The sequence below is a fragment of the Adhaeribacter aerolatus genome (genome assembly GCF_007991635.1).
In the GTDB taxonomy this organism is placed as follows: Bacteria; Bacteroidota; Bacteroidia; order Cytophagales; family Hymenobacteraceae; genus Adhaeribacter; species Adhaeribacter aerolatus.
On record NZ_BJYS01000056.1, the window covers coordinates 1 to 22898 of the forward strand.

18 protein-coding genes are annotated in these 22898 nt (G+C 44.7%); 15 read left to right on the plus strand and 3 right to left on the minus strand.

What is annotated here, in order from left to right:
- Positions 1 to 1444 (plus strand): sialate O-acetylesterase (locus AAE02nite_RS24840; RefSeq protein WP_146905075.1); only part of this gene is annotated, 1444 nt, incomplete at its 5' end.
- Positions 1445 to 2253: 809 nt separating this feature from the next.
- A complete protein-coding gene (locus tag AAE02nite_RS24845) occupies positions 2254 to 2457 on the plus strand; it encodes a hypothetical protein (protein ID WP_146905078.1) in 204 nt (67 codons plus the stop codon).
- A gap of 172 nt (positions 2458 to 2629) precedes the next feature.
- Here AAE02nite_RS24845 and AAE02nite_RS24850 read toward each other — a convergent pair whose 3' ends face one another.
- Positions 2630 to 3046, minus strand: a complete 417-nt coding sequence (locus AAE02nite_RS24850) for an SPW repeat protein (RefSeq protein WP_146905081.1) — start codon at positions 3044 to 3046, stop codon at positions 2630 to 2632.
- Between the two features lie 249 nt (positions 3047 to 3295).
- Between AAE02nite_RS24850 and murI the strand changes: the two genes are divergently transcribed.
- From murI to AAE02nite_RS24910, 12 genes are all read left to right on the plus strand, one after another.
- Positions 3296 to 4114, plus strand: a complete 819-nt coding sequence (gene murI / locus AAE02nite_RS24855; protein WP_146905084.1) for a glutamate racemase — start codon at positions 3296 to 3298, stop codon at positions 4112 to 4114.
- A gap of 167 nt (positions 4115 to 4281) precedes the next feature.
- Positions 4282 to 4872 carry a Cj0371 family chemotaxis-regulating polar lipoprotein gene (locus AAE02nite_RS24860; RefSeq protein ID WP_146905087.1) on the plus strand — a complete coding sequence of 197 codons (591 nt, stop codon included), beginning with the start codon at positions 4282 to 4284 and terminating at the stop codon, positions 4870 to 4872.
- A 210-nt stretch (positions 4873 to 5082) separates the two neighbouring features.
- Entirely contained in the window at positions 5083 to 6303 is a 1221-nt protein-coding gene (locus tag AAE02nite_RS24865) for a glutathionylspermidine synthase family protein (protein ID WP_246151244.1), read from the plus strand.
- Between the two features lie 113 nt (positions 6304 to 6416).
- Positions 6417 to 7520 (plus strand): complex I subunit 1/NuoH family protein, encoded by a 1104-nt coding sequence (locus AAE02nite_RS24870; protein ID WP_146905090.1) that lies wholly within the window; start codon positions 6417 to 6419, stop codon positions 7518 to 7520.
- A 3-nt stretch (positions 7521 to 7523) separates the two neighbouring features.
- Complete coding sequence (locus AAE02nite_RS24875; protein WP_146905093.1) at positions 7524 to 8153, plus strand: 4Fe-4S binding protein; 630 nt, start codon at positions 7524 to 7526, stop codon at positions 8151 to 8153.
- 275 nt (positions 8154 to 8428) lie between these two features.
- On the plus strand, positions 8429 to 8953 hold the full coding sequence (locus tag AAE02nite_RS24880; protein WP_146905097.1) for an NADH-quinone oxidoreductase subunit J family protein: 525 nt from the start codon (positions 8429 to 8431) through the stop codon (positions 8951 to 8953).
- A complete protein-coding gene (gene nuoK, locus AAE02nite_RS24885; RefSeq protein WP_146905101.1) occupies positions 8946 to 9260 on the plus strand; it encodes an NADH-quinone oxidoreductase subunit NuoK in 315 nt (104 codons plus the stop codon). Before AAE02nite_RS24880 ends, nuoK begins: the two co-directional genes overlap by 8 nt.
- Before the next feature lie 14 nt (positions 9261 to 9274).
- On the plus strand, positions 9275 to 11464 hold the full coding sequence (locus AAE02nite_RS24890) for an NADH-quinone oxidoreductase subunit 5 family protein (protein ID WP_246151245.1): 2190 nt from the start codon (positions 9275 to 9277) through the stop codon (positions 11462 to 11464).
- A 36-nt stretch (positions 11465 to 11500) separates the two neighbouring features.
- Positions 11501 to 13198, plus strand: coding sequence for a complex I subunit 4 family protein (locus AAE02nite_RS24895; protein WP_146905104.1), 1698 nt, complete (start codon positions 11501 to 11503; stop codon positions 13196 to 13198).
- A gap of 124 nt (positions 13199 to 13322) precedes the next feature.
- A complete protein-coding gene (locus AAE02nite_RS24900) occupies positions 13323 to 14771 on the plus strand; it encodes an NADH-quinone oxidoreductase subunit N (RefSeq protein ID WP_146905107.1) in 1449 nt (482 codons plus the stop codon).
- A gap of 4 nt (positions 14772 to 14775) precedes the next feature.
- On the plus strand, positions 14776 to 16671 hold the full coding sequence (locus tag AAE02nite_RS24905; protein ID WP_146905110.1) for an amidophosphoribosyltransferase: 1896 nt from the start codon (positions 14776 to 14778) through the stop codon (positions 16669 to 16671).
- 466 nt (positions 16672 to 17137) lie between these two features.
- Complete coding sequence (locus AAE02nite_RS24910) at positions 17138 to 17926, plus strand: metallophosphoesterase (protein WP_170252689.1); 789 nt, start codon at positions 17138 to 17140, stop codon at positions 17924 to 17926.
- A gap of 76 nt (positions 17927 to 18002) precedes the next feature.
- Here the strand turns inward: AAE02nite_RS24910 and AAE02nite_RS24915 are convergent, their stop codons facing one another.
- Together AAE02nite_RS24915 and AAE02nite_RS24920 are read right to left on the minus strand one after the other, a co-directional pair.
- A complete protein-coding gene (locus AAE02nite_RS24915; RefSeq protein WP_146905117.1) occupies positions 18003 to 18263 on the minus strand; it encodes a hypothetical protein in 261 nt (86 codons plus the stop codon).
- A gap of 204 nt (positions 18264 to 18467) precedes the next feature.
- Positions 18468 to 19277, minus strand: coding sequence for an alpha/beta fold hydrolase (locus tag AAE02nite_RS24920; protein ID WP_146905121.1), 810 nt, complete (start codon positions 19275 to 19277; stop codon positions 18468 to 18470).
- Positions 19278 to 19860: 583 nt separating this feature from the next.
- Here AAE02nite_RS24920 and AAE02nite_RS24925 point away from each other — a divergent pair.
- Entirely contained in the window at positions 19861 to 22881 is a 3021-nt protein-coding gene (locus AAE02nite_RS24925; protein WP_146905124.1) for a SusC/RagA family TonB-linked outer membrane protein, read from the plus strand.
- Positions 22882 to 22898 lie beyond the last annotated feature (17 nt).

The following is a 22898-nucleotide window of genomic DNA, read 5'->3' on the forward strand; positions in this document are numbered from 1 at the left end:
TGCCAAAGATATTTATAAGTTTTCGGCGGTAGCTTACTTTTTCGCCAACGATTTGTATAACAAATACAAAATTCCGATCGGCTTAATTAATTCGGCTTTGGGTGGTTCGCCGGCCGAAGCTTGGATTAGTGAAAGCGCCCTGGAAAGTTTCCCGGCGCAATACCAGGAAGCCCAGAAGTTTAAAGACGATAAACTGATTGCCCAAATAGAAGAAAGTAACCGCAAAGCAAATAACAGTTGGCACACGCTGTTGAACCAGACCGATGTGGGTGTAAAGCAAAAATGGTCGGGGGCTGCGGTAAATGATGCAAACTGGAGCCAGATGAATATTCCGGGGTACTGGGCCGATGAAAAATTAGTTGCGGTAAATGGCTCGGTGTGGTTCCGGAAAGAAGTAAATGTGCCTAAAACGTTGGTGGGCAAACCGGCTAAACTGTTGCTCGGTAGAATTGTAGATGCCGATTCGGTTTTTATAAACGGTGTTTTTGTGGGAACAACCAGTTACCAGTATCCGCCCCGGAAATATGCATTGCCCAACACGCTAATAAAAGAAGGTAAAAATATAGTTGCCGTTCGGGTAATCAATCAGTCGGGGAAGGGCGGCTTTGTACCGGATAAGCCTTATAAACTTGTGCTAGGCCAGGACTCGCTTGATTTAACCGGCCCTTGGAAATATAAATTAGGATCCAAAATGGAGCCAATGCCGGGGCAGACAACCGTGCGATGGAAGCCAACCGGATTATTTAATGCCATGATAGCGCCACTCCTAAATTATAGCATAAAAGGCGTAATCTGGTACCAAGGCGAATCGAACGCGGATAAGCCGGGGGAGTATGCGGCCTTGATGAAAACTCTAATTCAGGATTGGCGGACGCAATGGAACCAAGGGAATTTCCCTTTTATTATGGTGCAGTTGGCCAACTTTATGGAAACCAAAGATGAACCAACCGAAAGTAACTGGGCAACTTTACGGCAAGCCCAATTTAACACCCTGGCCGTTCCGAATACCGGTTTGGCCGTAACCATAGATGCTGGCGAATGGAACGATATTCACCCGCTTAATAAGCAAACCGTGGGTAAACGCCTGGCTTTACAAGCAATGAATTTAGCTTACAACGACAAAAAAGTAATACCATCTGGTCCAATATTTAAATCGGTAAAACGCGAGGGGAATAAACTTATAATATCGTTTGCGCATACCGGCAGCGGCTTAGTAGCCTTGAATAATAAAGAACTAAAGCATTTTGCGGTTGCCGGTGAAGATAAAAAGTTTGCGTGGGCCAAAGCCGAAATAAAGGGCAATCAGGTAATCGTGTGGCAGGAGGGCATTGCTAATCCGGTATCCGTACGGTATGCCTGGGCAGATAATCCTAAAGGAGCTAACCTATATAATAAAGAGCAATTGCCGGCTTCTCCGTTTGAAGCCAGTGTGGAGCATAAATGAAATCTTTAAAATTGGTAAGTTAGCGTAAGTATTTCTGAAAATAGTTGATAATCAGGTTACTTTCCGCTGAAATATTGCCATGATTACGTATATCTTAAAAATTATTTTGTAATATCAGGTTCAGAAGAAAAGCAGGACAACGCTAATATTTATTTTGTGAAAACGGCAAGTAGTATCCAGGCAAAGAAATTCAAAACAGGGCTTTTGTATATAGTTCTATTTTTGAATGTTTTTGCTTTTTCGGTATATGCTGGTAGTTCGGGCATAAAACACTTGCCCGAGACAAAAATTGAGTGGGTAGGTACAATCAGGCCGCAAGCCAAACGAACTGTTTCCTACCAATCCGCCTATTTTTTTCATGCTAAAAGCAAAATTGTTGTTTTCAGCAGAACTGAATTCAGGAATGCATTAATTATTTTCAGTTACCTTATTAGAACCCAAATGGACTGGCTGTTAAAACAGGCCTGGTCGTTTACCCCACCAGTTAAGTTTTCCTGCATAAAAACTTTCCCACCAAAATTAACCGAAGAGTTGCCCTATTCTTCTTTGGGATAAATACCTTCCTCAATTAATCTACCTGCTGTTTTTTCGAAAAGCCAAAAAATGGAAGTTTGAGTAATCCACTCCTAGCATTTAGAAGGAAACTATTTGGCTGCCTGCTATATAGTTTCTTTTGAATGATAGCTATGGGCTGTAAAGACTTATAGAGCGTTTTCATTTTAGCTTTACGAAAACAAGTTATTATATATTAAATAATTGAATTTTAGTTGCTGCTTAAGTAGTAGCGGCTTATTCCTATTTGTATACATATGAAAAACTTCAAAAGAATATTGAAGTTGTCGGTGATGGTGGTGCTAATGGTGCTGGCCTCAATTGGAATAGGTATGGCTGGCCCAGTGCCGCTTTCACCAAATAAAAGAAAAGACAACGACAACGGAATAAAAATTGAGTTGGTTGAAGCTAAAGAAGAAGATAGTCTTCAATCAGATACTGAACAAATGAATCAGGAATAATTAGCCTGTAAGCGTAAGGTATAAGTTGAATAGGCAAATAAAAATTGTGTTTCTACCTACGCGTTGTAGCACTAAGTTAATTCCTAATTACAGGAAAATAAAAAGGCCGGATAATCCGGCCTTTTTATTTTAATAAAAGTTGTTTGTCTGTTTGTAATAAAAAAATATAGTATTATAAGCGGTTATGATGATTACCGGTAATGTCGTTAACGGCATTGCTAACCGGGTTTCTAGAGTGTGCATACGTTGGTACGGTACGGGTCATTAAAGAAGCAGCAACTTCCATCAGACCTAAAATTACGTGCGGTGCCCAAACGGTATCGCTAAATCCGAAAATCCAGGGTGAGGCGGCCAGGAAAAGACCAGCCAGTAAATCCATGGTTAAGTGCGTACGCATCGAAATGGTTTTAATCATACCCATTTCATAATCGGTCATAATGGCTTGTAACAGCATTACAATACCAACTATAACCGGTACCCATGTTTCGGCGCCACCGTTGTCAAAATTAAAAATCCAAGGGGAAGCTATCAGTAAAATGCCCATCAGATAATCCATTATCCCATGGACCCTTGTTGAAATAAATCTCATATTATAATCTCCTTTTTTAGTTAGCAGTAATAAACTTACTGTATGGGCTTATACGCCCGCGTTGTTCAAATGGTTAGGGTTTAATTATAAAATTTGTTATAATTAACTAGCTGATAAATACTTAAATAACGAATATTGTCATTAGATTAATTATAAAAAATCAATCAGTAAAAATACCGTTAGTAAAACTACGGATAAGCTAAAAACCAATATTTATTCTCTTAACTTTGCCCCTCAGAAGTGCAGAAAATGTCAGAAACAGAACGCAAAAAACAACCAATTGGCATATTCGACAGTGGTATTGGCGGCCTTACGGTGGCCCATGCTATAACCGAATTATTGCCTAACGAACAAATATTATACTTTGGCGATACGGCTCATTTGCCTTACGGCGATAAATCGACGGCCGCCATTCAGGCTTACGCGGTTAAAATTTGTGATTTATTGGTGCGGCAGAAATGCAAGGTTATTTTAATTGCCTGTAACTCGGCGTCGGCGGCTGCTTACGATTTGGTGCGCGAATACGTAGGCAGCAAAGCTAAAGCGCTAAATGTAATTGACCCAGTTATTGCGTACGTGGGCGAGCATTACCCCAACCAAACCATTGGCCTGATTGGCACCAAACAAACGGTAAACTCTAATGTGTACCGCAAAAAAATAGACGACCTGAACCAAAATATTACATTGCACTCGGTAGCTACCCCGTTGTTGGCCGCCATGATAGAGGAAGGTTTTTTCAATAATAACATCAGCGAGAGCATTATTCAGGCTTATCTTTCGGATGCTTCGCTGCAAAATATTCAGGCGCTTATTCTGGGTTGTACCCACTATCCGCTAATTAAAAACCAGATTAGCAATTTTTACCAGGGCCGGGTAGATATTGTGGATGCTTCGCAGATTGTGGCGCAACACGTAAAAGCTTTTCTGGAAAAGGAAAACCTGGCGGCCGAAGCCTTGACGAAAGACCATACTTTTTACGTATCGGATTTTACCCGGTCTTTTGAGGCTTCTACCCGCATTTTCTTTGGCCGCGAAGTTCATCTGGAGCATTACCCGTTGTGGGAGTAGCCTCAGCGCAGTTAAAAAATCATTATATCCGACTTACAGTGTAAGTGGTTGGAATATATTGCCATTAAAAGCTGGGAAATCCATCAAAAACCTAAATATTACGTTTAAATAAACGTTGTATTTTTAATACACCGCAGCTCTGGGCTGCAATTAACCGACTTTAAATTATGAAAAGAAAATATTTACGGGTTGGCGACTGGAAACGCAATGTGCTGATAATGGCCACGGCTTCTTGTTTAGGCCTAACCGCTTGTGATAATAGTAACCAAACCGAACAGGGCGCTACCGCTGATTGGTCGGGGGGGCAAACTAATACCAAAGGTGTAATTACCGAATTAACCGAAGTAAGCCCCGATAAATGGCAGATAACCGATGAGCGCCCGGCTGGTGCCGGCGAAGTGGCCGCAATTGTCCGGCACTACGATGGCCAAGTAGACACCCTGAAAGGGGAGGCCTTGCAACAACAGATGCAACAGTACGCCTCGGTACACCCTACCAACACCAATGGCTTTGGAATGATGGATGTGCTCATGTGGAGTAGTATTGGGTACATGGCTGGCCGCATGATGTCGCCGAACCCCCGCTACTATGCTAACCCCAACGTTATGAATCGCACCAGCGCCTGGCGCAACGATATTTCGCAGCAACGGAGCCGCGGCGCTACTTACGGCACAGGTACCAGTACCAGCCGCCGCACAGCAGCTCCGGCCGGCCGTTCCGGTGTTTTCTCCGGCCGCAGCGGTGGTTTTTATTCGTAAGAATTACCTGGCTGTTGTTTTCTTCATTTGAATATTTTTATACGATAGAAAATTTCAACCATCAAGATACTTTTACTAATAAACCCGGCTGTTTAGAAATTTGCCGGGTTTTTTATAGCTTTTACATTTGATGATAACCATAAACAGCTTTTGACCTCAACTAAAGCTAATATTTCTCGTCAGGCATTTTAAACCTAAAAATTAAAACAAGTGGCTATCTATTCTGCGGATAAAAATATTCAACCCACTAACTGGAATAACAAAATAAAACTGGTAAGCCACGGCGGCGATATTTCTTCGGCTTTACATGGGTTGGGTTGGAATTGGGTACTCGAAGATGAATGCAGCAATTATTTGCCCGGCGAAGCAGTAGTATTGCCCCAAGCTCAAGCCGATGATTTATTACGGGCTGCCGATGAGCTTTACGAAATGATGGTGGGTGCTGTGCCCGACGATTTACCCGACGATTTTTTACGCCAATTAGCGATACCGGAAAACCTATGGGGCCTAGTGCGGCATTCCTGGAACGATGACCGGCACTGGCATTTATACGGCCGCTTCGACTTAGCCCAAACTGCTGAAGGTCCTAAACTGATAGAATTTAATGCCGATACGGCAACCGGCATTCCGGAGACAGCCGTGGTACAATGGGCCAGTTTAGCAGCGGCTGGTAAAAATGATGCTTCGCAGGTCTCCGGTTTGTACGAGGCTTTGGTGGCTCAATTCCAGCGATGGCTAGAAAAAAACAATGATCTGGAACCGGCCTTGCTGATAACTTACATTGGTGCCAGTGCCGAAGATTATACCAATTGCGAAGTTTTGGCCCAGGCAGCCCAGGAAGCAGGGTTCAATACGCACCTTTGTGCTATAGAAGAAGTAACTTTTACCGCCTTTGGCGAAGACCGCGGTATTTGGGCCCAAACCAGCACCGACGAATGGCAGCGTTTTTCTTTTGTATATAAATTATTGCCCTGGGAGCAACTGGCCTGGGAAGAACCGGAACTGATTAAAGACTTAGATATTTTACTTCGCACCCGCAATGTCGTAATCGCCAACCCAGCATATACCTTAATCTTACAAAGCAAAGGTATGTTGGCTTGGCTATGGCAAAACTTTCCGTATCATCCGCTACTGCTCGAAACCTCCTTTGGCCGCTTAGGCGGCCATTACGTTACCAAACCTTTTTACGGCCGCGAAGGCCAGAACGTAGAAGTCATTCAGAGCGGCGAATCTGTTATCCGGACCGAAGGCGAATTTGCTGACCAGCCCAAAATTTACCAGCGTTATTGTAATTTCCCGAAAGACGAAGCCGGTAATTTGTACCAGACGGGCGTTTTCTGGGCCGGCGAAGGATGTGCCATTGGGTACCGACGAGCACCCGGTATCATTAACAATACGTCGCAGTTTTTAGCACATTTGTTGGAAGAATAACAATAAATATTCTTTTGCCTTTAAAGAATATGGTCTTTGGGGTAAGATTATTAAGACTTATTCTATTTTATTCATGCAAATGAAATAACTTTGCCCCACCATTTCGGATTATTATGCTGGCATTAATCCTTTGCATTGTATTCTTACTGTTGTTGGTAATTGTAACGGCCTACGCCGAACGCAAGGTGGCGGCCTTTATCCAGGACCGGGTGGGGCCTACGGAGACCGGGCCGCACGGCATACTGCAATCGGTGATGGATGTGGTAAAACTGCTGCAGAAAGAAGATATTATTCCGTCGGCGGCTGATAAACGGCTTTTTGCGCTAGCACCTATTGTGATGTTCGCGGCGGTGCTGGCCGGTTTCGCCGTTATCCCAATTACGCCTTCGGCTATTGCCTCGGGCGCTTACCTGGGCGTATTTTACCTCTTAGCCATTATTTCGCTCGATGTAATTGGTTTGCTGATGGCTGGCTGGGGTTCTAATAATAAATATGCCGTACTCGGAGCCATGCGCTCAGTCGGGCAAATTGTATCGTACGAAATTCCGGCGGGTTTAGCAGTGCTGAGCGTGGTGATGATTTGCCAGAGCCTCGATTTGCAGGAAATAAGTTTTCAGCAGGGCATTTTAATGAACCAGTTTGCTGGGCTGGAAAATGAAGTTAATTATTTATTTGGCCTGAAAGCGCTGGACCTGGATGTAACGCACGTGGGTGGCATTACCACCTGGAATATTGTCCGGATGCCGTTTTTGTTTATTGCCTTTATTATTTATTTTATTTCGTCGCTGGCCGAATGTAACCGTGCCCCTTTTGATATTCCGGAAGCCGAATCGGAGTTGGTAGCGGGTTTCCACGTAGAATATTCAGGGTTTCGGTTTGCGGCCCTTTTCCTTGCCGAATATTCGATGATGGTGCTAGTAAGTTTGGTGGCCGTGGTTTTGTTTTTAGGCAGTTGGAATACGCCACTCCCAAATATTGGCAGCGTACAATTAGCTACCTGGACTACCGGCACACCGGGTGCGCTGACCGGCCATTTGTGGGGAGCTTTCTGGTTACTGGCAAAAACCGTTTTATTGCTTTACACCCAAATCTGGATTAGGTGGACTTACCCGCGTTTACGCGTAGACCAACTGATGCACCTGTGCTGGAAGGTTTTTACGCCGATTATGCTGGTCTTGGTATTGCTGGCCGGATTGTGGCGTTTATGGATGATTTAATACATGAAAGAATATATTTCAAGCAGATATAATAACAGCTTTTTTTCGGTGGTGGGAGCCCTCCTGAAAGGTATGCAGCTAACCCTGCAGCACTTTTTCCGGGCAAACAAGCGCCGGGAACCAACCTACGTAAGCGACCCCAATTATTTTAAGCAACCCGAAGGTCTAGTAACTTTAACCTACCCGTACGAGTCCCTGCCGGTGCCGGAAGTAGGCCGTTACCGCTTGCACAACGAAATTGACGACTGCATTGTATGCGACCTTTGCGCCAAAATTTGCCCGGTTAACTGCATCGAAATAGAGTCTATTAAGGCTACCGAAGATATTGGCATCACTTCCGATGGTACCAAAAAAAGACTACACGCTGCCGTTTTTAATATTGATTTGGCCAAGTGCTGCTATTGCGGTTTGTGTACCACCGTTTGCCCCACCGATTGCTTAACCATGACCAAGGTGTACGATTTCCCAGAGACCGATATAAAAAACATGATTTACCACTTTACTGATTTGTCGCCGGAGCAAGCCCAGGAAAAAAGACAAAAATACGAGCAGCAGCAAGCCGAAATCACCGAAGCCAAAGCCGCCGCCCTCCGGGCCAAGCAAGAAGCTACAAGAGATAAAGGCAATATTTGATGATTACCCCGCAAAAGAGTAGCAGTAGCGGGTGCATAAACGACGATTTACTGTCCAAGCGGTCAGCGAGTTTAAATCGTCTTGATTCTTTTGCAACTCCTTCCCTTATTAAGGGAAGGTGCCTGTAGGGCGGAAGGGTTAATCTCATCAAGGACAAAAGTAAGGCCCAGCCGACGAGGTGAAAGCAAGCAAGAAGATTAAAATTAGCTACTGGCAATAAAGTTAGAATTGCTTATTAGATTTGAATTAATTATTAGAAATATTTACCAATATAAATGAGCCTAGTTCTCATCTTTTTTTATGTTTTTGGTTTCCTGGCCATCGCTTCCGCGGCTTTTATGCTTGCCACAAAAAATGTGCTGTACGCGGCTTTTGGTTTGCTGGTAACGCTGCTTTCGCTGGCTGCTATTTTTATCTTGCTTTTTGCTGATTTTGTAGCCATTACCCAACTCATGGTTTACGTTGGCGGGGTGCTGGTGCTAATATTATTTGGAGTAATGCTGAGTAACCAGGTGCAGGGGAGAGCTGTGCAGTCCGAATCGGTGAATGGTATAAGTGGTGGCTTGGTAGCGAGCGCTATATTTGGCGGTTTAGCTTACTTAATATTATCGGCCGATTATTTATTGCCCGAAGGCATTACCGTGGCGGATGCCGCCCCGGCAAATACAAAAAGCAGCATTATTGCCATTGGTATCCGCCTGATTACTAACTTTGCCCTGCCGTTTGAAGTGGCATCCCTGATTTTACTCATTGCTTTAATGGGGGCTGCCTATATTAGTACCGAAGATAAACATGAATAATATTCCGCTGATACCTGTTTTGTTATTGGGTGCCGTGCTTTTCTGCCTAGGCATTCTGGCAGTTATTACCAAGCGGCACGCCATTGTGGTATTAATGGGCATCGAACTAATATTTAATGCGGCCAACCTGAATCTGGTAGCTTTTAACCGGCACCAACCCGACCTGATGCAAGGGCAGGTTTTTTCGGTGTTTGTGATGGTAATTGCAGCTGCCGAATCGGCGGTGGCATTGGCTATTATTTTAAAAGTATACAGTTATTTTAAAACCGTTAACCTGGACCAAATCCGGCACGAAACCGACGTTTAACCACTTAAATAATTTTGAACCAAGTAGCTGCTCCATTACTTACACCCGAACAAAATAGCCTGGCCTTATGGGCGCTGCTGGTTTTGGTGTTACCACTAATAGCGGGCGGGCTGTTGTTATTATTCGGTAAAAAATTAACCCGGCAAGGCGATTGGCTGGCGATTGCGGCTACCGGTTTAGCTTTCTTCTTATCGCTGTATTTATTTTTTCAGGTTTGGGAGAAACAAGCGGTGCACGTTACTTGGCCCTGGTTTCAACTGGCAACCGGCAATACCAGCATTATTTCTTTTACTACCGGCGTTTACCTCGATAACCTGGCGGTGCTGATGCTGGTAATCGTTACGTTTATTTCGTTGCTGGTGCAGGTGTTTTCGGTTATTTACATGCACGGCGAATGGCGGTATCATCACTACTTTGGTTATTTGGGAATATTTACCTTTAGCATGCTGGGTATTGTTCTGTCAGATAATTTGTTGCTGCTGTTTATATTCTGGGAACTGGTAGGTTTTTCGTCGTACCTGCTCATTGGTTTCTGGTACGAAAAAGATGCAGCCGTGCTGGCCGGCAAAAAAGCTTTTCTGTTCAACCGGGTCGGCGATATTGGTTTCCTGTTCGGAATATTTCTGCTTTATACTTATTTCCATACTTTCGATTTAATCCTATTAAAAAATGCCATTGCCAGCGGGGTAAACCAAGGCAATAATTTCTTATTCCCGGCTATAACCGGCCAGGCTGATGCGATTACTTTAAGCTACACCTGGCTAACTTTAGCCGGACTAGGTATTTTCTGCGGGTGCGTTGGTAAGTCGGCTCAGTTTCCGTTGCAGGTTTGGTTGCCCGATGCCATGGAAGGGCCCACGCCGGTTTCTTCGCTCATTCACGCGGCTACCATGGTGGCTGCTGGGGTATATTTATTATCAAGGTGCTTTCCTTTTTTTACCGAAGATGCTTTACTGGTAATTGCCATTATTGGTGGTTTAACGGCTTTATTGGGTGCATTGGCGGCTACAGCGCAATACGATATTAAAAAAATATTGGCTTTCTCTACTATTTCGCAGTTAGGCTATATGGTAATGGGCATGGGCGTTGGGGCGCACGATGCTTCTTTGCTGCACCTGGTAACGCACGCCTTTTTTAAAGCTTCGCTGTTTTTAAATGCCGGTATTGTAATTCATGCCATGCACCACGCGGCGCACGAATTTTCAGATGAACATTCCGATGTGCAGGATATCCGCAACATGGGCGGCTTTCGCAAAATATTACCCTTTACGTTCTACGCTTATATTCCGGCGGCGGCCGCTTTGGTTGGTTTACCGTTGTTTTCCGGTTTTTTATCGAAAGATGCTATTTTAACGGGTGCCTGGGGCTGGGCTGGTTTTAAAAGCCAAAACGGCAATTTGCTTTATTATGTAATTCCGGTTTTTGCATTTGGTTCGGTACTGCTCACCGGGTTTTACATGGCGAAACATTGCTTTTATATTTTCTTCGGCGAAAGCAAATTATACAAGGAACCGGAATTATTGCGGGAAAACAAAACGGCCGAAGCTTCCGGACTGTTGCTAGTACCAGTTGCTATTTTGGCGGTTTTGTCGCTGGCCTTTTTCTTCTCTTTAAACCCTTTTAACTATGCGGGCAGTTGGGTAATGCAAGGGGTAAGCTGGCAAAAACTTTTGATGGAGCAGCCGGGCTTGTCGGGTGGTTTGTTGCCGGCCATAACTACGTATTTACACGAAGCTTCCTATATTTCTCTGGCTACGGCAATTCTTTCAATTCTATTAGCTGTTGTCGGTATTTGGCTGGGGTGGCTCAGTTATAAAAAAGCGGTTGCGGCTGGTGGTTTAAGTACCATTACGGCTCCAACTTCCGGATTTAGCCGCTTAGCTTATCGCCACTTTTACTTAGATGCTTTTTACGAGAAAGTAATCATCAATCCTTTCATGCGGCTTTCGGGTGGGGCAGCCGCTTTCGACAAAAATTTTATTGATTACAGCCTGAATACTTTTGCCAAAATAATGGTGGTACTGGCCAAATTAATCGGCTGGGTCGATCGGTGGCTGGTAGATGGTACAGTGCACCTGTTGGTTAAAGTGGCCGGAGTTACCGGTAAATTGGGGCGTTTTATGCAAAACGGAAAGGTACAGTCTTACTATATCTTTTCGCTTTTGGGCCTGATATTATTGTTTTTATATATACTTGCATTCTAAATACCGGATTATATTCCGGCGTGCGCAACTGGAGAAATGGATTATATTCTAAGCAGCCTTATTTTTATTCCCTTACTGGCGGTACTCATTATCCTGTGCTTACCAAAACATTTTACGCAAGGCATAAAGCTGGTGGCGTTACTGGCTACCGGCTTACAATTAATATTATCGGTTTGGTTATATACTGCTTTTGATGCATCGGCCACCGTACAAGGTTACCAGTTTGTGCAAAAACTAAACTGGATTAGCCTAAACCTGCAAAGTCTGGGGCTGCTCCAAATTCAATATTTTATTGGGGTAGATGGCATCAGCCTGAGTATGGTATTGTTAACCGGTTTAATAAGTGTAATCGGCGTAATCTCATCCTGGACCATTTCGAAAAACATAAAAGGCTACTTTGCCTTGTATTTGCTGTTGGTAGCCAGCGTGATGGGTTGTTTCCTGGCCCTCGACTTTTTTCTGTTTTACTTGTTTTTCGAGTTCATGCTCCTGCCCATGTATTTCCTGATTGGTATTTGGGGAGGTCCGCGGCGCGAATATGCCGCCATTAAATTTTTTATTTACACGCTGATTGGTTCTTTGCTTATCCTGATCGTGATGATTGGCTTGTATACCTCGGCGTTTGATCCGGCGGCCACTGCGGTAAGGGCTGGTTTGACTCCGGCTTCCCAAGTTGTTTCGGCAGAAGTTGTGGCCGAGGTGCAGCGGCAAGTTGCTGCGGGTACCCTGACTGGTTCAAGCATTGTTCATACTTTTTCTATTCAGGATATGCAGCAGGCTGCCAATTTTATTCCGGATAGTATTTTAAATATTTTGTCGGAGAAGCAACTGTGGGGTTACCCGGTGCGGCTACTGGCTTTTATATTGTTATTTATTGGTTTTGCCATTAAATTACCGGTAGTGCCAGTCCATACCTGGTTGCCCGATGCCCACGTAGAAGCGCCTACGCCTATTTCGGTGTTGCTGGCTAGTTTACTGTTGAAAGTGGGGGGCTACGGTTTGTTCCGGATTGTGTACCCCGTCTTTCCGGAAGCGGCGGCTTACTATGCTTACTTTGTAGGAATTGTGGGCGTGCTTTCTATTATTTACGGGGCTATGTGTGCGCTGGCTATGGCTGATTTAAAAAAGCTGATTGCGTATTCTTCCGTTTCACACATGGGTTTTGTGCTGCTGGGGTTGGCTTCGCTCACTTCCGAAGGTACTAATGGGGCCATGTACCAGATGTTTAGCCACGGGTTAATATCGGCCATGCTTTTTATTATTACCGGCGTAATTTACGACCGCTCGGGCAGCCGCATGATTGATAATTTCCGGGGATTGGCTTTTTCGATGCCGGCCTTCACTGCCTTAGTGGTAGTTGCATTTTTTGCTTCGTTGGGCTTGCCAGGTTTCTCCGGCTTTATTGCCGAATTATTGGTATTGCTGGGGGCATTTTCTTCTTCGGCGGTTTCGGGTATGCTGCCCCGCTGGCTGGCCATTGTAGCTACGGGGGGCTTGTTGTTAGGCGCTGCTTATTATTTGTGGGCCTTGCAGCGCATGTTTTTTGGCAAACACTGGGTGCACCCGGAGTTAAAAGGCGAACCCGTAATGACCGACTTGACCAAACGGGAATATTTAATGCTGGTGCCATTGGCGATATTGGTATTAATATTTGGCTTGTTTCCATCGTTGCTTTTAAATAAGATAAGCCCCGATATAAACTATTTTTTGCAGTCGGTTTTACAAAACCGGTAATAATAAAGTCGTTCGGATTTAAGAGTAATATTGTAACTTTGCACCCGTGAATATTACGGCGCAATCGTTAATAACTTCCTTAACCGAAATTCTTGGCAGCTTTGCCTTTTTAGGGCCAGAGCTAATGCTTGTTTTATTTTTCCTGCTTATCGTGGCCCTGGATTTATTTAAATCCAAACTAATTAAAGCTTCTTTGCCCTGGGTGGCATTAACGGGTATTCTTATTTCCCTAATCAGCCAGATTTATTTTCTTAATAATATTCAGGGGAAGCAGGCTAAGATCTTTTTTTCCGGATTACTAATTACCGACGGGCTGGCACTTTACGCCGGCCTTTTGTTTTCGGTGGCGGGTATTCTCACCATTGTTTTGTCGGTGTTAAGCAAGCACTTGCAAGTAAAGTTTTCCGGCCGCGGCGAATATTATGCTTACATCCTGGTTTTACTGGCGGGCTTAAATTTAATGGCAAAATCGGTAAACTTGCTCATGCTGTTTGTGGCTTTAGAATTGGTTTCAATAGCTTCGTATTTATTAACTACTGCCATTAAAAAGCAGCAAGATGCCATGGAGTCCGGCCTAAAATATATTTTGTACGGCACCCTGGCTTCCGGCGTCATGCTTTACGGCATGTCTTTCCTGTACGGTTTTGGCGGCTCGCTTAGTTTCCTGGATACTGCTTTCTGGGCCAACCTCAGCCGCCTCGATAGTCCTTTTTTTCTGGTTATTTTCCTGTTAACCTTTGCCGGTTTTCTGTTTAAAATTGCCGCCGCTCCTTTCCATTTCTGGGCACCCGATGTATACGAAGGCGCGCCTGCACCCATTGTAGCTTTTTTTGCCACGGCTCCTAAAATTGCCGGTTTTGTCGTGATTATCAGGTTTTTACTGCAAATAAAAAATAATTTAGCCACAACCCTGCAAGATGACGTAATGCTATTAGTAGGTGGTATTTCTTTATTAAGCCTGGTAATTGGTAATTTTACCGCGCTTTGGCAATCAAGGGCCCGGCGCCTGTTGGCTTATTCCTCGGTGGCACATGCTGGTTTTTTACTGGCCGCTTTGGCTGCGCTGGCAACTAATTCCATCGAAGCTGTTTTGTTTTACCTTTCGGTGTTGCTCTTTATGAACTTCGGCATATTTTTACTTGTGCAGGTTTTTGAAGAGCGGCTGCAAATATTCGACATCAAAGGTTTGGCCGGACAAGGTAAAACTTATCCTTTGTTGGGAGTACTGGCCATTATTATTCTGATTTCCCTAACCGGTTTGCCACCTACGGCCGGGTTTACGAGTAAATTATTGCTTTTTACCAATATCTGGCAAAACTATAGTGCCACCGGTAACCAACTCTTACTTACCCTTTTACTGGTTGGGTTGCTGCTTACTGGGGTAGCTTTTTTCTATTATATCCGGATTCCTTATTTCTTGTTTTTCAAAAGGAATTTAAACCCGGAAAAAAAGGTTGTGCTGGGAAGAGAAGATATTGTTTTAGCCTTTATTTCTTTTCCCTTGCTTTTATTTTTCTTTCAGCCGGCCTGGCTGACAGAACTGATACGGCAGGTTGTTCTTTATTCTATATAATATTATGAGTGACGCAATAAAACATGAATGCGGCATTGCGCTGATCCGGCTCCGGAAGCCCATTCAATATTACGCCGAGAAATACGGCACCGCTATGTACGGCATCAACAAGCTGTACCTGTTAATGGAGAAACAACACAACCGTGGCCAGGATGGGGCGGGGGTTGCCAGTATAAAAATTCATGCCCAACCCGGTACCGAATATATTTCGCGGTATCGCTCCGTTAAAAACCGGGCTATTGCCGATATTTTCGGGCAGGTATCGGATACTTATAATAAATTAAAAAAGAAATTTCCGGAGCAAGTACAGGACGTAGACTGGCTGCAGCGGAACATGCCTTTTTTAGGCGATGTTTACCTGGGGCACTTGCGTTACGGTACCCACGGCATCAATAGCATCGATAATTGCCATCCGTTTGTGCGGGAAAATAACTGGCGGAGCCGGAGCCTGGCGGTGGCTGGTAACTTTAACATGACCAACGCCGATGATCTATTCCAAGCGCTAATGGAAATTGGTCAGCACCCGCGCCACACCAGCGATACCGTAACAGTACTCGAAAAAATAGGCCACTTCCTCGACGAAGAAAACCAGGACTTATTTGAACATTACAAAAAGTCTTACTACACCAACATTCAAATTACCCAATTAATAGAAGATAACCTGAATCTGCAACGCGTTCTGCGGCGGGCCTGTAAAGATTTTGATGGCGGTTACGCCATGGCTGGTTTAACGGGTTACGGGGCTTCTTTTGTGGTCCGCGACCCACACGGTATTCGTCCGGCCTACTATTATATTGATGAAGAAGTGGTAGTAGTAGCTTCTGAAAAGCCGGCCATTAAAACGGCTTTTGGCGTAGAGTACGACCAGATTAAAGAAATTACCCCGGGCCACGCGTTAATTATTAACAAAAATGGCGGTTCGCGCGAACTCGAAATATTACCCGAAGCCGAGAAAACTTCCTGCAGTTTCGAACGCATTTACTTCTCGCGTGGCAATGACCCCGAAATATACAACGAGCGGAAAAACATGGGTCGCCTCCTCTGCGACCAAATATTAAAAGCCGTTGATTACGATTTAAAAAATACCATCTTCTCTTATATTCCGAATACGGCCGAAACCGCCTGGTTAGGGTTGATGAAGGGGATTGAAGACCATCTCCGCGATTACCGGCGCGAAGCCATTCAGGCCGGAATAGAATCGGAAGAAGAGCTGGAAAGAATATTGGCCTTAAAGCCCCGGGCTGAAAAACTGGTAATCAAAGATGCCAAGATGCGCACCTTTATTACCGATAACGATAACCGCGATGACCTGGTGGCGCACGTATATGATACCACGTACGAGGTAATTAAAAAAGGCGTAGATACCATTGTAATGATAGATGATTCTATTGTGCGCGGTACTACCCTGGAGAAAAGCATTATCCGGATGCTCGACCGCCTGGAGCCGAAGAAAATTATTGTGGTTTCCTGCGCCCCGCAAATTCGTTATCCTGATTGCTATGGCATTGATATGTCGCGGTTGAAAGAATTTGTGGCTTTCCGGGCTATGCTGCACTTGCTGGAAGATAATGGCTGGGATTACAAACTGGACGAAATTTATGATAAGTGCCGGGCCAATGCCGACCGGGATATATTTAAGCGCACCAACTTTGTAAAAGAATTATTCGATTTATTTACACCGGAACAGATTTCGGCCAAAATAAGCGAAATTGTAAAAGCGCCAGAAGTAAACGCCGAGGTAGAAGTTATTTACCAAACCATCGATAATCTGCACAAAGCTTGCCCCAATCATACCGGCGACTGGTATTTTACCGGCAATTACCCAACCCCGGGTGGCAACAAAGTGGTAAACCGCGCTTTTATGAACTTTATGGAACGGAAAGAAGTAAGAGCTTATTAAGTTTAAGATTCTTCTGTCTTTATATGAAAGCCTGCCTCGTGCAGGCTTTTGTATTTGTAAATTTTACCCGTTTTACAACAAAAATGGGCTGAGATGAAGCATCGGGGGCTATTGCCATTGCACAAACCTCACTGGTCTTAAAGACCAGTGAGGTTTGTGCAACCGGTAAAACTATTTTTCTGTTATGGAAGAGCGTTCAAGAGATTTGGTATTACTTGTTTCATGTGGGCTAGAAGCCAGCAGAAATCATCACCAGCGGAACGCTGGCGACAGCGTTATGCGTAAGCGTAACGAATAGTTCTAATTTTGGTATTATACCAGAAAATACATTTTAATCGTAACAGATCTCGTACAGAATATTCCATAAATAAGCTTTTGCATTAGGCTGTTGAGGCTCATTTTGAAATGCTGCAATACGCCTTTATACAAACAGATGGGGCAAAAGAGAGAGGTAAATCAGAGGTTGATGAGAAGATTTGTTTTTTCCGATAGTCATGGGGGCTATAAAGCCATGGTGCAATGCCTGGAGCGCTGTGGATTTGATAATGATAAAGACCAATTATTTTTTATTGGCGATGTGGTTGATGGCTGGTCCGAATCCAAACAAAGCATCCAGCTTTTATTAGGTATTCCTAATCTGGTACACTTACTGGGTAATCACGATGAGTGGGCCATTAAAGGTTTTACCAATAGCCTTTTTAAATCGGATCCGGAAGACCAGACGGAGCTTTATCTCTGGATAATGCAGGGCGGGGCAGCCACCGTTAAGTCGTATGCGCCTTCCGGCGAAATGCCACCGGAACATTTACAGTTTTTGCGGGCTGCTAAACCTTACCATATAACCGAAGATAATATTTTACTCGTACATGCCGGTTTCGACCCTGATAAGCCTATAGCCAAAACTGGTACCGATTGGTTAATATGGAGCCGTGATTTTATAAATAAATATTACAAATGCTATAAAAATAGCCAATACCGTTTACATCCGGATCCGGGTTTAATAATCCCGGACTATAAAGAAGTTTACATTGGGCATACGCCTACCATCCGGTTAGACGAAAACCAGAAGAAACCTTTAACGATGGGGAATATTATTTTGATGGACACTGGTGCCGCTTTTACCGGCTGCCTTTCGATAATGGACCTAGATACAAAAGAAGTTTGGCAATCGGATCCGGTGATGACTTTATATCCTTATGAGACCGGCCGAAATGAATTTACCTGGAATGAAATGCAAGAAGAAAAGAATACATAAGGCCATGAAGTTTAAACTGCTGCCGGCAGGGTTTATCTCTGCTGAACCGAACCGGCACAAAGGATATCGTAAGTAATTAATCTAACAGCCAGGCTGCCGCTTCTTCATCGGTGGTAAAAGTTTCTATTTGCAAATGGTGTTGGGCCAGTTGATAAAATTTTTCGAAAGAACTTTGGCCATAAGTACCCGGTGCCAGCACATGGGCAAAGTATAAAACACCTGATTTTTTAGCTTGAGGGGCCCATTGGCTGGCCAAAAACAAAGCGCCATCGTGCCAGGGGCCGATTAATTCTTGGTTACTGTTTAAGATAGCGGAGCACGGCTGCTCCTGTAACATAGTAAGCAACTGATTGGCGCCCAGCATTATCATTTCTATTGACTGAATACCAATCCAGTTAACGTGGATAAAAGAATTATTACCCTGCCGTTTCGCCTCGAAAAATATATCGCCATTTCCCTTTCGTAGTTCCTACTTATCCATTTAAGCAAAAAGTCGGGTGCTCGCCTGCGGGTTCATGCATCCGGACCTGAAAATTATTATTTATACAACGGCCAGTTCGGGTTGCAGAAATTCTTTAATAGCCGCAATGGTTTCGGCGGGAGCGCTTAAATTGGGGCAGTGTCCGGTTGCATTTAAAATTACCAGGTTGCTGTTAGCCAGGTTCTGATGCATGTAGTTACCTACTTCCAGCGGCGCTATCCGGTCTTCCTGGCATTGTAAAATTAACGAAGGCGTACGAAGCTTTTTCAGATCTGTGCGATTATCGGACAGGAACGTGAGATAGGCAAAATTCTTGGCAAATTCTTCGTGACTTTGGCAAAAACTGGTAGCGAGTTCTGCGCTTAGTTCCGGCTTTTCGGGGTTGCCCATTATTATGGGTGCAATAGCCCCGGCCCAGCCTAAATAATTATTATCTAAAGCCGCCAGTAACTCAAATATTTCTTTCCGATCAAAGCCGCCGGTGTAGCCAAGGTCGTTGATATAACGCGGTGACGGACCAATGAGTACCAATTTCTGAAATAGCTTGGGGGCCTGAATAGCGGCCAAAACGCCAATCATGGCGCTGACGGAGTGGCCTACCAGAATTACATCTTTCAGATCCAGGGTCTGGCAAATTTCCAGAATATCGTCGGCGTAGGCGTGTAAGGTGCCGTATTTTTTAGGCGTGTAACCCGAAACATCAGACTTTCCGAAACCAACATGATCGAAGAGAATGATTTTGTAATCGTCTTCAAAGGCAGGGGTTACAAAGCGCCACATATTCTGGTCGCAACCATAACCGTGGGCAAAAAGCAGCGGGGTTTGTCCTATACCGGTTACGGTTACATTGTTTCGTTTAAGTACATCCATTGGGCAGTAATAACCAGGTTAAAGAAGAAATAAATACGTGCAAGTATAAGCCAATAGTTGTAAAAACAATTTTGATATTTTACCGTATAGCCGGCTGCCTCTCAACTAATGCTGCCCGCAAGAATTTAATTTAGTCTAAAAGTACCTTAAGTGCTTCCGAAATAATTTCTCCTCGCCGGCAGGATAGCAATAATTAATTATTATTTACAACTAACTTTTAAGCAAAACAGGGTTTAAAGAGAACCGCTATTTACCCTAAATAGGATTTGCTTGGTCGCTTAACGGGAGCCTGAAAATCAATCTGATTTTATTAATACAGGCATAATTTTCCGGTGAAATTAACTTAACACAAAAGCATTCTCTTTGCGGAATAAAACCATGACTTACCTGTACAAAATGGCCTGAAAGTAGTTATATTCACCGAAATATTTAACCTTTTATGGGTTAGTTTTAATTTTTACCAAAGGTAAATTGCTTTACTATTTACAGGCGCTGTTTGGCCAGTTACAGCTGCTCCCAGAAATATGATTGCCTGGCGCACAAAGCTCATTTAGGTTTTCCGTATTCTCTAACGCACACATCCATGAAAAAAAAATTTTACCGTAGGGCAGTAGCACCACCTCTCGTTTTGTTTTCTGCTACGCTTTTCTGCTTTTCTGCTTTCGGCCAGGTGCCAGCCGGCACCAGTAACCAGGCAGCTTTTGTCAGCATGAGCAAACCGGTTGCCGCCGCCAGATTATTACCCGATGCTAAAGAAGAAATTGAAGTAACCGGCACCGTCCGGGACAAGCAAGGGCCATTACCCGGCGCCACCATTATTGTTAAAAATACCAGCCGCGGCACCACCGCCGACGTAAACGGCCGCTTCCGCATTATGGTAAACCGCAACGAAACCTTGGTTTTCTCGATGCTGGGCTACCAGAATGCGGAGCGCGTAGTAGATAATGCCGAAATAAATGTAGTGATGACCATGGACGCCAAACAATTATCGGAAGTGGTAGTGGTGGGCTACGGTTCTACTACCCAAAGCGATGTTACGGGTGCCATTAGCAGCGTAAAAAGCAGCGACTTTAACGCCGGCGTAAACAACGCGCCCGACCAGTTACTACAGGGTAAAGTAGCCGGCTTAAACGTAACCCGCAGTGGCGACCCCAATGCCAATGCTTCTATAATTTTAAGAGGACCGTCTACACTCCGGACCGGGGCCGCGCAGGAACCTTTTTATGTGATTGATGGCGTGCCGGGCGCGTCTATTCAGGTGGTAGCCCCGAACGACATTGTGTCGATTGATGTGTTGAAAGATGCTTCGGCGACGGCGATTTACGGTTCGCGGGCGGCCAACGGCGTAATTATTGTAACCACCCGCCGGGCCAAACAAGGCGAGCCGGTGCTGTCTTACAATGGTTACGCGGCCGTCGAGAATATTTCGAACCAGATTGATATGTTGTCAGGTGATGAACTCCGGGCCTTTTTAACGGCCAATAACAAAACCCCCGGCAAAGACGATGGCGTGAGCACCGACTGGCAAAAAGAAGTAAGCCGTACCGGAATCTCGCATAACCACAACCTTTCTTTAATGGCCAATACCGGCAAAACCAGTTACGATGCCAGCATTAATTACCTGAATAATGAGGGCATTATTAAAGGTTCGTCGCTGGACCGCCTCATTCTGCGGGGCAGGGTAGAGCAGCAGGCTTTTAAAGATAAACTGAAGCTCAGCATTTCTATCAGCAACAGTATTACCAACCAGAAAACCTTTCCGGTAGAGGTATTGAGCAACATGCTAAATTTTATGCCCACCTTAAATATTAAGGACGAAAACGGCGCTTACCGCGAAGATTATGTAAACGGCGTGTTGAACCCGGTTTCGCTGATTGATAATAACGAAAACGACGCCAAGATAAAGACTTTGCTGGCCAACGGTATAGCCGAACTGCAATTATTGCCTGGCTTAAAATATACCCTAAGCCTGGCTTCGCAGGATGAGCAGGTTAACCGGAATATTTACTACGGCCGCTTATCGGGTTTGGCGCAAAATGCCGGCGGAATAGCCACCCGGAATTCTTATTCCAACACCCGCAAAGTCCTAGAATCTTATTTTAACTACGATAAAACTTTCGACCGGCACAACTTAGGTTTACTGGCGGGTTACTCATGGCAGGAGGACCGCACCGGCGAGGGTTTCCAAACATCCGGCCGGGGCTTTACTTCCGATGTGCTTACTTATAATAATTTAGGCTTGTCGAGCCCGCCGCCCGGTTTTGTGTCCAACTACGGCAACACCACCATTCAAACTTTGCGGCTGATATCGTTTTACGGCCGGGTAAATTATTCTTTTAACGAGAAATATTTATTCCAGGCTTCGTTGCGGCAGGATGGTTCTTCGGCTTTTGGGGTAAATAACCGCTGGGGTTTGTTCCCGGCTTTTTCGGCGGGCTGGCGCTTAACCCAGGAAGAGTTTTTAAAAGGTTTAAACGTACTCAACGACCTCAAACTACGCGTGGGTTACGGTGTTACGGGTAACTCACTGGGCTTCGACCCCATGATTGCCACCACCCGCTACGGCTCTACCGGTTATTTTTACTACAATGGCCAGCTTACCAACTCTATCGGACCTACCCAAAACCAGAACCCGGATTTGAAATGGGAGCGTACGGCAATGACCAACATTGGTGTTGATTTTTCGGTGCTGAACGGCCGTTTGGGCGGAGCCATTGATGTTTACGACAAAAACACCTCTGATCTGATCTGGAACTATCCGGTATCTACCACCCAATATTTTGTAAATACCTTAATTGCGAACGTGGGCGAAATGAACAACCGCGGCGTGGAGTTACAACTGAATGCGGTGCCGATAGATAAAGCTAATTTTAGCTGGCGCACTTCGTTTAACCTGGCGCACAACAAAAACAAAATCGAAACTTTATCGAACGACAAATTCAGCCTGACCGAAATTAAAACGGCGCAACTGGGCGGCCAAGGGCAATCGGGAAATACCTCGCAAATTATACGGGAGGGCATGCCGCTGGGTACTTTTAATATCTGGCATTATCTGGGTAAAAACGACCAGGGTGTTTCGCAATACCAGAAAGCCGACGGCACCATTACCACGGCACCCTCTTCACTGGATTTTACCATTGCCGGCAACGCGCAACCCAAGCTGCTCTACGGCTGGAACAACAGCTTTAAGTACGGTAACTTTGATTTAAACTTTTTTATGCGCGGGGTTTACGGCAACAAAATCCTGAATGCAACCCTGGCTAACCTGAATAATCCGGCCGCGGCGCAAATCCGGAACGTACCCACCTTTACCCTGAACGAATCAACTAAAGATTTTAACGCTTACTTTATTTCGGACCGTTTCCTCGAAAGCGGCTCGTACCTGCGCATGGATAATGCCTCATTAGGTTACACTTTCGCTTCTGAGAAGAACACCTTTAAAAATTTAAGGGTGTATGTTACCGGTACCAACCTGTTTACCATAACCGATTACATGGGCATCGACCCCGAAATTTCGCTGGGCGGTATTGAGCCGGGTATTGATAACCGGAACTTCTATCCGAAAACCCGATCTTTCCTGTTGGGGGTAAATGTTAGTTTTTAATTTTTTAGCAGCACGCA

Bases quoted from the DNA above. Each gene is read 5' to 3' on its own strand.
- AAE02nite_RS24875 (WP_146905093.1), top strand. From the start codon at position 7,524: ATGAAAGAATATATTTCAAGCAGATATAATAACAGCTTTTTTTCGGTG.
- AAE02nite_RS24925 (WP_146905124.1), top strand. From the start codon at position 19,861: ATGAAAAAAAAATTTTACCGTAGGGCAGTAGCACCACCTCTCGTTTTG.
- AAE02nite_RS24900 (WP_146905107.1), top strand. From the start codon at position 13,323: ATGCTTGTTTTATTTTTCCTGCTTATCGTGGCCCTGGATTTATTTAAA.
- AAE02nite_RS24850 (WP_146905081.1), bottom strand. From the start codon at position 3,046: ATGAGATTTATTTCAACAAGGGTCCATGGGATAATGGATTATCTGATG.
- nuoK (WP_146905101.1), top strand. From the start codon at position 8,946: ATGAATAATATTCCGCTGATACCTGTTTTGTTATTGGGTGCCGTGCTT.
- AAE02nite_RS24845 (WP_146905078.1), top strand. From the start codon at position 2,254: ATGAAAAACTTCAAAAGAATATTGAAGTTGTCGGTGATGGTGGTGCTA.
- AAE02nite_RS24895 (WP_146905104.1), top strand. From the start codon at position 11,501: ATGGATTATATTCTAAGCAGCCTTATTTTTATTCCCTTACTGGCGGTA.
- AAE02nite_RS24880 (WP_146905097.1), top strand. From the start codon at position 8,429: ATGAGCCTAGTTCTCATCTTTTTTTATGTTTTTGGTTTCCTGGCCATC.
- AAE02nite_RS24915 (WP_146905117.1), bottom strand. From the start codon at position 18,263: ATGTTACAGGAGCAGCCGTGCTCCGCTATCTTAAACAGTAACCAAGAA.
- AAE02nite_RS24860 (WP_146905087.1), top strand. From the start codon at position 4,282: ATGAAAAGAAAATATTTACGGGTTGGCGACTGGAAACGCAATGTGCTG.
- AAE02nite_RS24920 (WP_146905121.1), bottom strand. From the start codon at position 19,277: ATGGATGTACTTAAACGAAACAATGTAACCGTAACCGGTATAGGACAA.
- AAE02nite_RS24905 (WP_146905110.1), top strand. From the start codon at position 14,776: ATGAGTGACGCAATAAAACATGAATGCGGCATTGCGCTGATCCGGCTC.
- AAE02nite_RS24870 (WP_146905090.1), top strand. From the start codon at position 6,417: ATGCTGGCATTAATCCTTTGCATTGTATTCTTACTGTTGTTGGTAATT.
- murI (WP_146905084.1), top strand. From the start codon at position 3,296: ATGTCAGAAACAGAACGCAAAAAACAACCAATTGGCATATTCGACAGT.
- AAE02nite_RS24910 (WP_170252689.1), top strand. From the start codon at position 17,138: ATGAGAAGATTTGTTTTTTCCGATAGTCATGGGGGCTATAAAGCCATG.